The organism is Sporosarcina sp. CAU 1771 (genome assembly GCF_054482775.1).
On record NZ_JBTLRN010000041.1, the window covers coordinates 1 to 16,476 of the forward strand.

19 protein-coding genes are annotated in these 16,476 nt (G+C 34.5%); 3 read left to right on the top strand and 16 right to left on the bottom strand.

Annotation, left to right across the window (positions count from 1 at the left end; translation table 11 throughout):
* The first annotated feature begins 152 nt into the window (after positions 1 to 152).
* Positions 153 to 773 (top strand): TetR/AcrR family transcriptional regulator, encoded by a 621-nt coding sequence (locus ACXYMX_RS16425; protein ID WP_459045323.1) that lies wholly within the window; start codon positions 153 to 155, stop codon positions 771 to 773.
* A gap of 404 nt (positions 774 to 1,177) precedes the next feature.
* On the top strand, positions 1,178 to 1,441 hold the full coding sequence (locus ACXYMX_RS16430; protein ID WP_459045324.1) for a phospholipase: 264 nt from the start codon (positions 1,178 to 1,180) through the stop codon (positions 1,439 to 1,441).
* Between the two features lie 170 nt (positions 1,442 to 1,611).
* On the opposite strand, the gene ACXYMX_RS16435 is transcribed toward ACXYMX_RS16430, so the two are convergent.
* The 10 genes from ACXYMX_RS16435 to ACXYMX_RS16480 form a co-directional block, all read right to left on the bottom strand.
* Positions 1,612 to 2,265, bottom strand: a complete 654-nt coding sequence (locus ACXYMX_RS16435) for a M48 family metallopeptidase (RefSeq protein WP_459045325.1) — start codon at positions 2,263 to 2,265, stop codon at positions 1,612 to 1,614.
* Positions 2,266 to 2,347: 82 nt separating this feature from the next.
* Positions 2,348 to 3,349, bottom strand: coding sequence for an ABC transporter permease (locus tag ACXYMX_RS16440; protein WP_459045326.1), 1,002 nt, complete (start codon positions 3,347 to 3,349; stop codon positions 2,348 to 2,350).
* An 11-nt stretch (positions 3,350 to 3,360) separates the two neighbouring features.
* Positions 3,361 to 4,470, bottom strand: coding sequence for an ABC transporter permease (locus ACXYMX_RS16445; RefSeq protein WP_459045327.1), 1,110 nt, complete (start codon positions 4,468 to 4,470; stop codon positions 3,361 to 3,363).
* Between the two features lies 1 nt (position 4,471).
* A complete protein-coding gene (locus tag ACXYMX_RS16450) occupies positions 4,472 to 5,326 on the bottom strand; it encodes an ABC transporter ATP-binding protein (protein ID WP_459045328.1) in 855 nt (284 codons plus the stop codon).
* 43 nt (positions 5,327 to 5,369) lie between these two features.
* Entirely contained in the window at positions 5,370 to 5,987 is a 618-nt protein-coding gene (locus tag ACXYMX_RS16455; protein WP_459045329.1) for a TetR/AcrR family transcriptional regulator, read from the bottom strand.
* Positions 5,988 to 6,025: 38 nt separating this feature from the next.
* Complete coding sequence (locus tag ACXYMX_RS16460) at positions 6,026 to 6,148, bottom strand: hypothetical protein (protein WP_459045330.1); 123 nt, start codon at positions 6,146 to 6,148, stop codon at positions 6,026 to 6,028.
* A 44-nt stretch (positions 6,149 to 6,192) separates the two neighbouring features.
* Positions 6,193 to 6,867 carry a GGDEF domain-containing protein gene (locus ACXYMX_RS16465; protein WP_459045331.1) on the bottom strand — a complete coding sequence of 225 codons (675 nt, stop codon included), beginning with the start codon at positions 6,865 to 6,867 and terminating at the stop codon, positions 6,193 to 6,195.
* 107 nt (positions 6,868 to 6,974) lie between these two features.
* The gene (locus ACXYMX_RS16470) at positions 6,975 to 8,399 is read right to left on the bottom strand and encodes a hypothetical protein (protein WP_459045332.1); all 1,425 of its coding nucleotides are present in this window, start codon (positions 8,397 to 8,399) and stop codon (positions 6,975 to 6,977) included.
* 304 nt (positions 8,400 to 8,703) lie between these two features.
* Positions 8,704 to 9,291 (bottom strand): amino acid synthesis family protein, encoded by a 588-nt coding sequence (locus ACXYMX_RS16475; protein ID WP_459045333.1) that lies wholly within the window; start codon positions 9,289 to 9,291, stop codon positions 8,704 to 8,706.
* A 17-nt stretch (positions 9,292 to 9,308) separates the two neighbouring features.
* Positions 9,309 to 10,583: a sodium:solute symporter family protein gene (locus ACXYMX_RS16480; protein WP_459045341.1), complete on the bottom strand. Its 1,275-nt coding sequence runs from the start codon at positions 10,581 to 10,583 to the stop codon at positions 9,309 to 9,311.
* A 298-nt stretch (positions 10,584 to 10,881) separates the two neighbouring features.
* Between ACXYMX_RS16480 and ACXYMX_RS16485 the strand changes: the two genes are divergently transcribed.
* Positions 10,882 to 11,739, top strand: coding sequence for a GGDEF domain-containing protein (locus ACXYMX_RS16485; RefSeq protein WP_459045334.1), 858 nt, complete (start codon positions 10,882 to 10,884; stop codon positions 11,737 to 11,739).
* Positions 11,740 to 12,637: 898 nt separating this feature from the next.
* Here the strand turns inward: ACXYMX_RS16485 and ACXYMX_RS16490 are convergent.
* The 6 genes from ACXYMX_RS16490 to ACXYMX_RS16515 all read right to left on the bottom strand — a co-directional run bounded on the left by ACXYMX_RS16490 (position 12,638) and on the right by ACXYMX_RS16515 (position 16,192).
* Complete coding sequence (locus tag ACXYMX_RS16490) at positions 12,638 to 13,030, bottom strand: hypothetical protein (protein WP_459045335.1); 393 nt, start codon at positions 13,028 to 13,030, stop codon at positions 12,638 to 12,640.
* Positions 13,031 to 13,133: 103 nt separating this feature from the next.
* Positions 13,134 to 13,448, bottom strand: coding sequence for a hypothetical protein (locus ACXYMX_RS16495; RefSeq protein WP_459045336.1), 315 nt, complete (start codon positions 13,446 to 13,448; stop codon positions 13,134 to 13,136).
* A gap of 293 nt (positions 13,449 to 13,741) precedes the next feature.
* Positions 13,742 to 14,470 carry a VCBS repeat-containing protein gene (locus ACXYMX_RS16500; RefSeq protein ID WP_459045337.1) on the bottom strand — a complete coding sequence of 243 codons (729 nt, stop codon included), beginning with the start codon at positions 14,468 to 14,470 and terminating at the stop codon, positions 13,742 to 13,744.
* A 157-nt stretch (positions 14,471 to 14,627) separates the two neighbouring features.
* Complete coding sequence (locus ACXYMX_RS16505; protein WP_459045338.1) at positions 14,628 to 15,047, bottom strand: histidine kinase dimerization/phospho-acceptor domain-containing protein; 420 nt, start codon at positions 15,045 to 15,047, stop codon at positions 14,628 to 14,630.
* A gap of 69 nt (positions 15,048 to 15,116) precedes the next feature.
* Positions 15,117 to 15,476, bottom strand: a complete 360-nt coding sequence (locus tag ACXYMX_RS16510; protein WP_459045339.1) for a helix-turn-helix domain-containing protein — start codon at positions 15,474 to 15,476, stop codon at positions 15,117 to 15,119.
* A 20-nt stretch (positions 15,477 to 15,496) separates the two neighbouring features.
* Entirely contained in the window at positions 15,497 to 16,192 is a 696-nt protein-coding gene (locus ACXYMX_RS16515; RefSeq protein WP_459045340.1) for a GAF domain-containing protein, read from the bottom strand.
* Positions 16,193 to 16,476 lie beyond the last annotated feature (284 nt).

The window sequence follows — 16,476 nt, forward strand, 5'->3', positions numbered from 1 at the left end:
ATCCAACGATGACCGCGTAGCGTATCCAACTCTGTTTGAATATTCACATAACAATAAAACGAGGTTAACCAACGTGTCGAAAAATATTTTTCCGACACCCTACAACGGCTTAAACCGTTGATATATCAATGTTTATAGAGGGAGGTCATTTAATGGCGAATAAAAATGCTGAAAATAGAAAAGAACAAATTTTGAAAGCAACATTTCAAGCCGTTGTAGAAAAGGGCTTTGATGCGGTGACGTTACAAGATATTTCCGACAATGCAGGTGTAAGTAAAGGAGTAACCAATTATTACTTCGAAAACAAAGACGATGTATTTTATCAATTACTTGAATGGACAATAGATAAAATTTATCAAAACGAACGCTTGGCTATTAATAAAGAGACTACTGCTATGGATAAATTAAGAGCCTATGTTTTTGCAGCCATCTCCAAGCCTTCAACAAACAGACGATTTTATAAAGTTTATCTTGATTTTCTTGCCCAAGCCGGACATAAACCCCAGTACCGAAAAGTAAATGATAAATTTTATGAAAATTGCTGGGGCATTGGAAGAGAGATTGTTACCCTTGGAATCCAAGAAGGCATATTTTACTCAACAGACATTGACAAAGCAGCAATCACTATAAGGGCACTAATTGACGGCTGTCTCATTCAATGGCTAATGGGAGACCAAGATGAACTACATGATTTTTATAGACAAACATGTTTCGAAGGCATCGTAAGTTCGTTAACAAATAAACAAATACAAGTAGCCTCGGATAAAAAGTAACCCTTTAAGTAGAATGAATACTACCAAAGCTTTTAAAACTATTCGGTATTAAGTTAAAAATTCTCCATGCTGAGATTACTAGTATCTTACTGGAAAAGCATTCTGTACTTAAAGAACATTTTTATTGGTTTAAATGCGCGTTGACTACTATTGAACGAATAATGATAAAAACAGATGATCCATTGCAATGATTGCTCTCCATTAAGAAGATGGCAAGCCAGGAAGTGTATGAATGTATTTACGTAAACCCGAAAAGGTTTTACTCTCTTTCATACAGTCATTCTATATGAAGAAACTAAAAAACCTTTTCAAAAAAACTTAAATTGTTACTTAGGTGGGTGCTTGTTTATGCAATTCATTAATTTCTGAATAGAATATAACAAAGCACTAAAGGGGGTTTTGTTATGTTCGATCGAAGAAGAAGGGCTCGCTTTTGTATTTTCCCCGGCTATAATTGGTGCGGACCCGGTTGCAGTGGACCTGAAGCTCCTATCAATGATGTAGATGCTGCTTGTAAGGCACATGATATATGTTATCAGAGAGGTAGAAGAGCGTGCGAATGTGATTATGAATTTATGGAACGCCTTCGTTGTAATATAAATTCACATACACAAGAAGGTAGACATGCCCGCCTACTATATGAGAATACAGACATCTGTTACTTGTAGGTTTTTCAATTAAATAATTTTCAGTCACAAAACCGCTTCCCAATCTAATTTGGGAAGCGGTTTTACTTTATCGAATATTCATGTCGTTAGGAGCTGAATTGTTACGCTCTTGACGATCTAAAGTAGCAATTCGGTTCATATCTTCGGAACTTAAGTTGAAATTAAGTTTCCTAGAGCGTCATCGATGGACCATATCTTTCAAGATACTTTTCTTTTTCTTTGTAATCGGGCATTATACTTCCCAAGCGTCTCCAAAACGAACGATCATGGTTCATATGCAGTAAATGACAGAGTTCATGAATGACAACATAATCGATCACTTCAATCGGTGCCATCGCTAATCGATAGTTAAATGTCACCTTTTTATTTGTGTTACAAGTTCCCCACTTGCCTTTCGACTCTACGATTTCAATAACTTTTGGCTTTACCTTTAACTGCGCCTGATAAATTTTTACACGTTCTTCTATAATTATTTTGCATCGGGCAAAATAGAATTTCTTAAGATTACTTTTAAGTGTTTCTTCATCCAAATTATCAGTTTCTATCAATTCACTTAGTGGATACTCTTTACCTAGATAAGGGAATACTCCTTCTGAGTAATACTCTTTCGCATCATAAATTGCTTGCGCTGTTTTAATCTCATTTAACTTTTCTACGATTGCTTTCCCGTGACTGATAATTGCATTTTTAATCACTTCTTCACTCGTGTTTTTAGGTGCTTTAAGAGTTACAAATCCAAACCCATCTATATGAATCGAAAGCTTTTTGGCATTTCCATACTGGACAATAAATTCGATTGTTTCCTTTTCATAGTTCACTTTCATAATATCCCTCATCTGCGCATTTACTTTTCGTTCGCCTCTGTAAGTTTATCACATTTCTACAATTCACTTTAGATACTGTAAATTACTCCAATCCTTTTCTGATCCTTGGTGCCAAGAAGAGGTATACTATACCGCTTATTAGTAAAACAATTCCGGAGTACATAAGGATTTGACCCCAAGTTCCGTTCTGAGATAAAATAACATCGTTTCCCTTATAAGCCCAATAGAAGGGATTCCAATAAAAGAACTTTTGCCACTTATCCCCTAACATTTCAATCGCTAAAACACCTGCAATTAAAGGTAAGAATAATATTTTTATACCGCTCGCTGCACCCATGATATCCTTGTTCGTTAGACCTTGTATGAAGCCAATCACTATACTTAGTAAGCTAGTTACGATTAATACTAATAAAAGTTGTAATATGTTTATGTTCCCGAAGCCAGTAATCAATATTAAGGCGATTGAACCAAAGACTGATAGAAGGACCCCCATTACACTTTTACCAAGTACGAAAGTCAGCCTGCCTGCCGGCGTTAAGTTGATCGCCCTCAATGTATTATCTACTTTTTCCTCAACTATATTTAAAGCAATCAGCATTCCGCCAAGTATAGAAATAAAGAGTATAGCGACATTAACTAACGTTTTCTTAAGAGGTGGAACAGTTCTTTCAAACTCGATTAGTTCGCTATTTGTATCTGATATACTTATATCCAACTCATAAAAACTATTTAATAATTTTGCATATTCAACTATGCCCTCAGGTTCATCTCCCTGCGTCATTATATAATATCCATCGTTCTCAGGTAGGATACCAATCATAGCGTCTCTTTGCTCGACTCTTTTCTTTACTGCCTCAACATTTGCAAAGAGCTCTACCTTTGCGAATTGCTCAAAATACTCTACTTGATTCTTGTTATCTCCTTTTATTAAAGCAAGATTCACTGTCGTGTCATTTATCCCTGGTGAGAATAAATTTATCGCTACTGCAAAAAGTATTGGTACTGCTAATATATACAAGGAGATAAAATCTTTTGTATTTACTTTTAAATCTCTTTTAAAAATCGTCCATATTTTGCGTATCATAGTATCCCTCCTTACCCTAAAAGCGTTTTTTTGTATCTACTATTTGAAATTGCAAATAAAATCATGCCTGCCAGTAAAAACCCTCCAGATACGGTTAAAATATAGACCCAATCCCCATTTCCAAGGAGTACAGATTTAAAACCTTCTAACATGGGATAGGTAGGGATTAGTTTTACAAACCCTGGATTCCAACTCGGTAGAAAATAAGCGATATTGGGCAAAATCATTAAGATCATGAATGCATAGATTGCTCCAAAGGCTTGCATAATATCGTTATAAAAACTTGCGATTAAAAGCCCCAGTGAGGATGAAAAGAAAGCTGTCGTTACTAATAGGGCTACTAATAGTAGATAGTCAGGCTTTGTTCCCATAATCGGAAGTAGAACTAAAAAGCTTGATACAATCGTCGTGACCATAATTACACCAATTTTACTCATAAGATAGTGCCAAACTGGAGACGGTGTCAGTGCATATGCTTTTATTACACCTTCTTTTCTATCCAAGAAGATGTACGCGGCTATAATGAATAGCCCCATAAGTGCCCCGTTAAAGACTAGAACCGAGGGCAACATGTTCTCCTTATCCGATAGCGTTTCGTGATTTGTAGCTAAAGGCCTTACATCTTGATTGGCCATGGTCATTTCTAGGTTTTCACTGGACTCTACATGAAGTATCTTCAATAGATTTTTATATTTATCTGATTCATATCCTTGTAAATAATATTCATAATTTAGATTGAAATCACTATCCATCTTAATGACCGCAGCTACTTTTCTTTCTTTATCCGCCATATAGATGACATCTTCTCGGCTATTTAAGATATAGATTTCTTTATCTTCCGTTGTATATAGAGATGCATCTTTTTCTTTCTTGTCTATCTTTATCTTTACAGACTCCACTTTGCCATCTAAATCTTCTTTCACTATTTCTTGTAAAAATAGTTCACTAGCTTCACTTGGCATATCTAGGTGAATATACTCCGTCCCTTTACTAGTGAAATTATCAGGGACGAAAAATAAAAATACAGCTAATATTAGGACTGCCATAGCTAATTCTATATAAAAGTAAAATCCTCTGGACGCTATTTTCAACTCTTTTACAAAGCTAGAAAAGAGTTTCATTTTAAACAAGCCCCCTTCCTGTAACCTTTATAAAGATTTCTTCAAGTGTCGCCTCTTTTGAATGCATTGTTTGGATGTCATGGTTTTCAATAATACTTTGAAGTAATTTTTTATCTTCCGGAAGTACAGTTGATAAAGTCTGTTTTACTACTTCACCTTTTTCTATATATTCCACATCAACAAGCTTTTCACCATATTGAAGCTTTAAATTCTTAGGAGAATCAATTAATTTTATTTCCCCGTCTACTATAAAAGCAACTCTGTCACATAGTTCTTCTGCTATAAACATGTTGTGAGTCGTTAAAAATATCGTAACGCCTTCATCGTTTTTTTCTTTTATAATGTTTTTTATATCCGAAGCAATAGATGGGTCCAGTCCTGTAGTAGGTTCATCTAAAAACCAAAGTTCAGGATTATTAATCATCGATCTTGCGAAGGTCAGTCTATGCTTCATTCCTTTTGAAAATTCTCCAGCTTTTATATTTTCTTTACCTTCTAATCCTACAAGTTTTAATAAGACGTGAGGATCTATCGTCGGGACATCAAATAACCTTCTGTAAAACTCTAAATTTTCTTTTGCAGTTAGTTTACTGTATACATTTGATTGTTCAAAACTCATTCCTATCTTATTAAATCTATCCTTGGACATTTTCCTTATATCATATCCTGCAACGGATACTTCTCCTTTTTGAAGTTGTAAAAGACCTGTAAGGATATTCTGAGCAGTTGATTTACCTGCACCAGATGGCCCTAAAAATCCAAATACTTCTCCTTCTTTTACTTCAAAACTAACGTCTTTCACTTGGTATTTCTCATCCTTGTTATACGAGTGATACAAATTCTTAACCGAAATCATACGTAAACCCCCTTTTTTAATGAAAAGTTGTTTTCTTATAACTTTATTTATAGAAACACACCTTTAGCATGTCAATGTACGAATAGATTTCTTTTTCAATTCCTTTAAAGTCGAACTCCATATTTCCGTTTTCGATACTACTTCTTATTTCCTCACCACACTTCTCAATCGTCCATCTGATTATGTCTAACGCTTTCTTTGTATCTACATCTTCTTTAAATAAAGAATAATCAATATTACGGGTATAGATCTCATTATAGATTTTCAATGAAAAGTCGGGATTTATACACATTATCTCCTCAGCTGTTTTATCCTTAAATACCATAAGTGAAAATTCAGATAGATAAGGGTATTTCTGTAATATCTTAAACTTAATCATTGACACTTCTTTCAAACGTACGAATATATCCTTTTGATCCCAATTCATTTCATTAATGATGCCTTCTGTTATTACTTTAATGGAAAAATACTCGAGATACTTATACAGTTTCTCTTTATTCCCAAAGTAATGAAATAAAAGACCTTTAGAAATTCCTGCATCTTCTACAATTGTATTTGTTGACGCTTTTTGAAATGAATTTGTGCAAAATTCTTTCATTGCACTATTTATTATCCGATCTCTCTTTTCTATTTCTACATTTAGTATTAAATTTTCCAACATGTTCACCTTTCTTCAAAAACATTCATTGACTACAACGGTCAATCTAATTGTTGCACGTCTTGGCCCTCTCGGTCAACAGTTTTCTGAATAATTAATTCAATTAAAAAAAGTAAAGCATATGGAGCAATAATCTCCATCTGCTTTACTTTTGCTCTACTCATTTGGGCTTACTTTAAGATAAGCGGACCTAATCGAATCTCTCTCTTTATACCAATAATGAAATGGAGTCTTCGAATACTTTATCTGACTTTGCTTTCATTTCGTACATCGATTTATCTGCTAGTTGAACCAATTCTTCAAAGTTATCTCCATCATCTGGATAAATAGATATACCAATTGAAGCATCGATTGCCTCGAATATGCCAACACTCAATTGTGACAAATCCCTCTTTAACTTTTGAACATACTCTAACTGAAAGTCCTTACTTATATTTGGGGCGATATGTACAAATTCATCGCCTCCCCAACGTATGATAAGGTCTTCCTTATTCGCATTCTGTCGTATAATATCGGCTATGTATTTTAGCAACTCATCTCCTTTTTGGTGGCCAAATTGATCATTAACGTTCTTGAATTCATCAAGATCTATAAGAACAATTGCAAGTTTCTGACATTGCTTGTCACAATTCAGTGCCAGCTTTTTAAATACTTTATCCACTGTGCGTCGATTATATGTATTTGTTAACGGATCTTTCTCGGCATAAAATTTTGCTAAATCATATTGCCTTCCACCAAACCAAGCAACCGATAAAAAGATTACGGTTAGAATAAAAAAACTCGGTTCAAAACGATAGCCTAAATATTGATGGTAGTATAAATAGCGAAGTAAGTTGAATCCGATTACTATTCCAACAGCAATAAATCTACCTTGATAACCCATAATTCGCTCCCCAAATCTATTTTAATATACACACATTATATACCGAGACTAGTTAAAAAGACAGAACTAGGCTAATAGTTGTATTATCTAAATATAGCATATAGGTCTTACTTTTCTAAATTAAGCAACGTACCCTCGGTTAATATGTCTTTAAATGTTCCTGTTCCGTAAATAAGACGTGTTCCGCTTACTTCCGATTGAATCCATTTATCTGCAATACTACCTTCGGAAAACTCAAGGTATATTGGAATGTGGGGTAATTGATTGGATAATTCGATGCCTGCCAACAAATCCAAATTGTCTTCATGTAAGCAAACATAAATATGAGTCATTGGAAGATCTTGTTCTATTATGAGGGACTCCAATCGATCTACTTCAACATCAAAAGAACGTAAGGTGATATTTTCCTCTTTATTAACTCCCCCGTAATTCCGCTCCCAATTCTGCTTGATTTTAGACATGTTTTTATCGACAGCTGTAATCTGCAGTGCGTTCTTTTCTATCTGCCTACTTTGAGAAGCTGCTTTCAAAGCTATATGTTGCCCCAACGGTCCAAAGCCGATGATAAATATATGGATAGGCTCCTCTTCTTTATAAGACGAGTAGATTGGATATTTTTTAAATAAAGCGTCTACAAATATTTCGTACAAATTTATTAGTTGGACTTGAAAATGTCGATCTTGCTCCATAATTGTACCTTCTAAATCTAAGAATAACTTTCTAGAAGTCACTTCTTGAAGATGAACATATACCGTAAGTCCGAGATTCTTTTTTGAATGCTCCTTAAAGTAATACTGAATATCCATGAGTACATTTAAATTATCAACATCTTCTTCATGAAGTAACACAACGGCTTTGGCCCTCGGCAATCTACATTTCGTATAGATGTTTTCCCCTTTGTCACGGGGATGTAGAACGACAACTTTAAGTCTTTCTAAATAATCGATGGCTTCATTTGTCATACCATCTGCCACTAAAATCACACGCTTCTTATTTTTTCGTAAATCTTCAATGAAAGCAACACTGTTTTCGTTATATCCAAAAACAACATAATGATTCCCCATAACTTGATAAAAAACCAATAGAATAGAAGTCTCAAGCAGTCGATACATTGCGATAAACAGAGTTGAGATCGTATACGACGCGGCTGACCAGCGTGCAATTTCTACAATAAACGGATAGTGAAGTAAACTCGAACCATCTTCGGTAAATACATCTGTCACAACAAGTAAAAAGAGTTGAAATGTAAAATAAAGCGCATTTAATATGGAATGTGACTCAACTGAATAATGATAAAAACTATAAAAACCAGTAATAAGTGCTAGTAGAAACAAAAATATATGTACTGCATACTTCCGTGTGTATAAAATCACTACTGGGAACACTAAAACATAAACAGCCAATACGATTAGGATAGCTGCGTCAATCGTCGCTTCGTTGCTCACCTTCCAGCCAAAAAGCAGCGCAGCCAGTCCGATTGCTATGTAATAATGTGCTATCAGTCTTCTATTTTGGACAAATTGCTCAAGCATCAGCTCATTCCCCCACTTCAAAATCTACTAATCTTAGTTTAGCATAGATGCATGTCAGTGAGATTTCATCTAGGAGAATACTTAAGTATCTTTCAAATTCATTCTTACCACATCAAAATCAAACCACCAATAGCATTCACTACTGTTTTTCTTAATGAATCAAAAATTTTGTTCGTATTCAATTTATTAATGCCTAGTTCATTATTTTTCTATATAAAAAGACTGAATGAAGAGTTGAGTGCTACTCAACTTTTCATTCAGTCCGCTAACAACTATGTCTTACGAATTTTAGACTAAGTTCATTTTATCTAACACCAGCGAATTCTTCTTTTCGGGGTCCACTCACTCTTGAAAATGGTCTTCCGCCTGTAGCTACTGCTAATGCCACTACAATTTCATCCTTAACAGGTGATCCAGGCACTGTAACTTCCATCGAATCCGCATGAGTCACGACCCACTCAGAATTTTTATAAAATAGTGGTACATCAATTGTAGTTCCAGGTATACCCATCTTTGCAGTACATGGCATTACTGCTTTTGCATTTTCTTTTCCTCCGATAAATTGTCTAAGCAAGCCAAATTTAGGATGAATAATGGCATGTCCTTGTTCTAAATCACCATCTAATCCGACTATGACTGCCTTCCCATAACTATCAATTCTTTCATGAGCATCGTCTTCATTAACACCGAGTGCTTTTAGCGCTTCATGAATCAATAGTTCTCCAAGTTCTTCTCCAATATCATAAAATGCTGATAAATCTTCTTGGTAAACATTTGTATATGGATTCTTAATTACTGCTACCGTAGTTGCTTTCTTAAGTGGTTCTTCTAATTCCTTACCGTACGCATTTCTAGTTTCCTCTACAATCGTATATATTTTTCTAATCTCCATTTGCTATTCCTCCTATGTTATCCGTATATATTTACAGGGTAGTAATAGAACACGAAAGTGAAAGTAACGACTAGAAAACCCCCTACAATCATAGCCATCGCAAATTTTTTCGTTCGTTTTATTTCTACCATACTGTACAAGTTTGCTGGTGCAATTAATATTTTCTTCAAATACTCTTTTTCAATTTCGGTAACCTTGCTATTTTTAGATCCTAAATAGACACCTAATGCGGAGAGCACCACTCCGATTAATACAGGTTCTAGATAGACTGGTAAGCTATACAGGAATGTGTTTATTAATTGCCCCACGACAATACCTATTAGGCCAAATAACATTCCCATGAACGCTGCTTTCTCTGTAATTTTTTTAGAATGAATACTCGCGAATGCCACAATCCCCCAAGATGCTGCAAAAACTGTTGCTGCAAAGAATCCTATCCACATAACTGCTGGTGGAGGATAGATCGTAACGATTAAAATAACAACACTTGCGATCAACATTGCTATTCTAGATGTTTTTAATGATGACGTTGTATTTTTATTTCCTATCTTCAAATCATTTGCCAAACTGTTTCCTATAAGTTGTAAAAATGTCGAAGCTGAAGATAAACCAGCCGCCATTATTCCACTTATTACCATTACTCCTATCCAATTAGGTAATACATTCTCCGCCGCCCAAATAAACACCATCTCGGAAGGATTGATAGAAGGATTAATTAAATTCACCGTCGCCATTGTAATGTGAAGTAGTATATAAATTGACAAGATTGAAATCGTTGCAACAGCTGCAGTTCTCATAATTACATGTTCATTTTTAGCCATTAAGTAACGACTCGATTGCCATGGACCAATTGCAACGACACAAGTCCAAGCTACACCCAAGATTACAGCCCAGATAAACGCTTCATGTGGCAAGCCTAAAAAGGCATTTTCTCCAGTTATTCCATGCCAACTTAAAATACCTGGTTTATCAGTCAATTCATGGGCTGTTTTATAAATTGCATCTGGCCATCCACCAGCTTTTTTCATAATAAAAGGGACAGCTAAAAATGTTGCTATACTAAAGATGAAATACATAATTGTATCGGTAAGCAATACACCTTTTGCTCCCGATAAAAATGTGAACGATGTATAAGTGAACCAGACGATAAGTAATGCAACTATATAATTAATTTCAAGTAAATGAGATAACAAAAGAGATATACCTTGTGTAACTGCAATCAAATATGCTGCCATACCTAGAACAGTAGTTACACCGGATAGTCTTCTTACTCGAATGGAATTAAATCCAATCTAATGCGGGAACTCTTATAAGTGGAGTTCTTATTATATGATTCTGAATTCTTTCTCCCGCCTCAAGTACACCTTCAAAACTTATATCTATAGTTATTATTTTGCACATCCTTTTGATTTTTGTAGTCTTTTCATAATGGAACTTAGAATTGCCTTCTCTAATTAAAACTTGTTTTTTCCTTTTCCCTAATCTATCATTTTAATTAGAAGTCAATAGGAAGTAGATGAAAGTATAGTATAAATGAATCGTGATTCTAACGACATAGTTTCCCTGCAACAATGAAAGAGGGTTAATTTAATGAGACAAAAATATATCCTTTGGTCCATCATCATAATTTTCACGATTTTACCCATTAGAATCGATATAGTCTCCAGAGTACAATCCCATGGACTTTCTTCTATCGCATGGTCATTGTATATTGTTCCTACAATTTTAATTATGATCATGTATCCAAGATGGAAAGTTATTATTGGGACTGCAATCTTTTACAGCTTTTTGAAATATACTGCTTACTTCTATAACTACGATGCCATCAGTATACCGCAAACACGAGCACTTATTTTAGAGTCTTTTGTAAGTTTCGCTATACTTCTTACTGTTAGTTACCTTCGAATTGAAAATAATAAGTTATTAAAGCAACAAGAAAAACTGATTATTATTGATGCATTGACTGGATTATGTAATCGAAGATATTTTGATTTATATATGGAGAAAGTGATTCCCCTAAGTAAAAGAATGAATAGCCCATTCTCGCTCATCATGATTGACGTTGACCGCTTTAAAAAAGTTAATGATACTTATGGACATGTATGTGGGGATGAAGCTCTTAAACATATATCAAACATCATTAAACATACTGCAAGAAGTTCAGATGCATATGTCCGTTTTGGCGGAGAAGAATTCGCAATTGTTTTGCCTAGGACACTTGTAGATGAAGCACAAATAATAGCAGAACGTATTCGTGAAGCTGTTGAACACTCCGATTTCATTTTTCACAATAAACATATCCCGCTCACTATTAGCCTTGGTGTTGCTGAGTATGAGGGCGAGCAAGTAGAGGAGTTTATCGAAAAATCGGACAAAGCGTTGTATAGTGCAAAGGTAAATGGAAGAAATCAAGTGATGGTGTATGCTGAAGAACTAAATAAGGTATAAAAGTTAGTCAGATACTCGCTTTCTTTTATATCTTATGAAGTCAAGAATATAGGAATTAATTAGCGTTAGTATGGGAATAAAAAATAAAAAAATTACTATTCCCAAGCTACCAAATACACCATCGGTTTGCTTATGGAATCTTTGAACGTCTAGATTATATAAAAAGCCTGCTGCTAGTAGTAATATAACTGCATTTACACATAATCCGACCAGCAAACTTAACCTTTTATTGTTTTTTAAATTAAATACAGTAATACAAATTGTGGTGGAAACCAGCAGTGAAATAAGTAAGATAATTAAAGTTATTGCATTCAAAACATCCACTCCCGTCTAGTAAAGTCTGCATGGTAGTTCATTTCCTATATTTTTCGAAAAGGTCCAATAGATCCACTAGAAGCGTTATAAGGAACGATTTCTTTAGATAAAGCTAATAGTATTTTTGTTTAAAAAGATACTTGGAAACTATTCTGACTAACAATATTCCAATTAAAAACACTGAAGTAGTAAGCATAATAGCAAGATTTAGGCCAATTGGTTTAAACCAACCACTTTCATCAGTGATGAAAGTTACAGCTAGTATCACTGATAATGCAGTTGATAAAAGATTGACTAGTATAACGTAACGTATTTTTATGAATCCAGACAAAAATCCAGCTATCAAAACATATGATAAAGAAGTTATAAACAAGAAAGATGCCTCTTTCTGCTTAATGTGTTGTCCATACTCATAAAAATGAAATAAGAAAGATACCGGTATCAGACTGATAACGAACCACAATATCTTGAAGTATGGTTTAATCAACAAAATCATTCCTTCTTCAATAAAAGTTGTTGTTAGTTAGCCAGCGATCTTCGATTTAAACTAAACCTTCACGTGCAGTTACCGTAGCCAACTTTTCTATAGTTCTTTAAATATATTTTGTACCTGAACAAGTACGTATTTCCCTGTCCACATTTGAGTAGTGACAATTAACTTTTCATCCTCTTTTTCAAAAAATAAACCCGCACCCATCTTTTCTTTAAATTCCCAACCTTTTGAAGCAATCATTTGTATTATGATTTCATCCACTAGCAATACATCATCTTTATTTTCATTTCTAGTAATATACCAAATGGAATTTACGTCTGTTGCAATCTCTACGACTTTTTCATCAGACTTCTTTAGTTTTTCGATTACCTCTTTTGCCGATAGATTATCAATCGGCAAAGAAGGATAGTATGATTTGTTTACAATGATAAATACAGATACACTAACTACAATTATACCCAAGACAATTCCAATTCGCTTCACATACTAACCTCCCTAATTTCGAATTTTATTGATTCTACTGGACAATCTATCCAGATTGAAGAAAGAGCTTATGCAACAACTGAGCCTTTAATAATGCCAAAAATCATCCCATCCACATTCCCCAAACGAAAAATGAAAACAATGAGACTGGAAGACCGATTAAAACACTGGCAATCATACACGTATAAACATATACCTTTTTTAGCTTCAGTAATTTTAATAATAAAATAGGATTCATAATATACAATCCAATACTAGGGAATGTTAAGGCAGTTATAGCCGTGGTCAACTCCATTTGCGGGTACCGATTATTTAAGTAATAAGACATATCTTGAGCATAAATTCCTATAGTCGTTGCTAGTATGAGACTGATGCTGACGCCAATGATTACTAATGAATTATTAACTATTGCATTCATATCCACATTTCTCCTTTTAAAAAGTAACCAGCAATCTGGCATTAACACCATCTATATTTCCTTCGCTTATCTCCTTATTATTATAGGACGTTTAAAGTGATGGAAGGTTCTTACTTTTAATCAAACAATACTTTTTATTTAAGCAGGTGTAAGGTGCGGATGCACAAAAGATAGTGAAGAAAAGAAGTATGATTTGAGAATTAGAAATACCCGGTATCCAATTAAGGAAAACCGGGAGATTATTGAGTTATATATGGATTTTAAAAAGAAGCATTAACCTGCCATTCCCGAGTTTAATTACCGTAGATTGCCATCCACTGCTGCCAAATGCTAAACTTTTGGCCATCCCACTTTAGCGTATTAATAATATATCCAAATGAGTCGGCATGATAAAGCCCGCTAACTTTTTGATAGGCTTGTATTTCATATACGCCATCACGTTCCATGTCTACCGGATAAAACCCGCTAACCCCGTCTACCATTCCTTGTATTGGCTGTTTTAAAGAACCATTATTATAATAGATTTGCGATAAATACTCTGCACCCCTATCGCTTATATCTATTAAAAAAGATTGATTCGTTGCTAGGCTTTGAACTCGTACTTTATAGAAATCTAAATAAGTGACTGTGTACTGGTTTTTTTCATTGTAATGATCAAAATCAAATAATTTCTTAGATTGATTGTTAGTGAATGAATACACATAGTCAAATGTAAATGCACCAGACCCACCAGAATCGATTCGAATAAGAATATCCTTAATTCCACCACCCGTAAAGTCTCCAAGAAAAACAGTAGGATGATAACCCGAATTTCCGTTCTCATTCAGTGCAATAGCATGTAGCTTTTTTGTTGCTCCATCCTGAATGTTTAACGTAATATTTGTTACATAAGGACTGGACGGATCGTTTGACTTTACTGCAGTCAAAAACACATAATCTATTATCCCATCCCCATTGACATCCCCATATGCACCGTTGACTATTTCAGGTCGTCTGAATTGATTTTCATTATTCACATACATTTCAATCACTCCTACTTAAGTAAGCATTTTTCATAGTGTATGCATTTTACCTAAGAAAGTGATTCCTGTTAGTTGCTAAGCAAATTCATGTCTGTGTTTAACCGGCAGCTGTCACCCTTTTTCGTACGTAGGCACTCACACACTTAGATAGATGAACTTATGACTTTAAAAGTGGAAGGTGAATATCTACTGTTGTACCTACTTCTGCCTCATTCTTAACTTGAATCGTTCCATTTTGTTCTTTAATAACTTTTTGACTATTCATCAGACAAGAATCTGTACCGCTCTCTTCATTGATACGTAAATTCACTGATTGCTTTTCCGCGTGCTTAATAAATTTATTTACTATTTCCTCGACCTTATTTATCTCAGAGTAAATCATTGAATAGTATTCTGGATTACTTACTTCCATATTTTTTAATAATTGAACAACACTTTTAATCGAATTAAGCGGATTTTTAATCTCATGAGCTACTCCAGCAGCAAGTTTTCCCACTAGCTGATCATTAGACATGTCATGGTCGTATGTATGTCTAACGTTCTCCCTTCTATAATGGATTTTATATTTACTTTCCATAACGATCCCCCATTCTGAACTTTGTTCGCTTTAAGCGACCCTTTGCAGCAAAAAAAAGACAATGAATAATCACCCGATATCCATTTGTCTCGATTTTTCCCCACTAATTTCTTGGTTCTTTTCAGTCACTAATTCAACAACCTGATGAACAATTTCTAATTCCTTTTCACTTAAACTGATTCCATCCCATTGAAGATGTTGCTTCTGAAGAGATTCAACAGAATCAGGAATATTCGTTAACATTAGTAGATAATCTGTTGAAACATGATGAAGTTGGGCTAATGCTACGAGTTTATCGATGGGAGGATTTCTATATCCCCCTTCATAACTTGCATAAGAAGATTTGGCCAGTCCAATTTTAGTTGCAACTTCTAGTAGTGTAAGCCTATTTTCCAAGCGAAGCATTTTCAGGCGCTCTCCAATAGTCATGCACTAATCCCCCTTTTATATTAAATTGTCAGACTAACATTGCCATCTTTCGTATACTCATGAATACGATCAGATATCGTTTGAATTTCAGGACTAAACATAGAAATCTTTTCTTGAATCATTTCCACTTCTTCTTGTGTTAAATGATTGTTTGGCATTTTAGAATAATGAGCAAACGTTCCAGCCAATCGACCAGTGCTTGTAAAGAATGGTATTGATGTACAAGATTTGAAACCGTATTCAAAGACACTTTCTTTAAGGTTTGTCCAAAGTGGACTCGTTCCAATATCTGATTGAACAACTTCTTGCGTATAAATAGCTCTTCCACATGAACAACAATTTTCATCTAGTATTCCCTGCTCATTTATAACACCAAAGAAGTCAAAGAATTCCACTGGAATACTAGGAGCAGCACCATGATAACCATGGTTTCGTTCTCTATCATAAAACAATAAAGTGACATAAATCCCATCTAATACTTGCTCCAATTCTAAACACATACGACCTAGCTTCATTTTGATTTCCAAGAAATCCAATTCACTTTTCGTAATTACACCGTTATCTAAAGCACTCATTAAGTGAACTTTTATGTCTGTTTCTTTTTGACCCAAAAGAGGATTAATTATTTTTAGTTGTTCTTTAATGTTTTTCTTTAAATTGTACTCACGTAAACATTCAACAATGCCTTGATGATTTAAACCATTCATCAATGTCATCAAACTTCCTTCCAAATTCATAAATAGTTTTCTGGCTATGTCAATATCATACAATATATTAAATCTGAATAAAAGTACTAAACAAAATATTCCGCCTAAACCATTCAGTTTTTCACGTTAATTCATTATTTCACTCAATTGAGTCAATTTCATAATTCAGAGCCCTTGGGGCTCAAGGCTTTTCAGGCACAAAAAATAGAGCACCTCCCCAAATCCTGTATAATGTAGTCACCACAACATACAACAGACAGGAGGAAGATGCCCTTATGTCCATTATACGACAA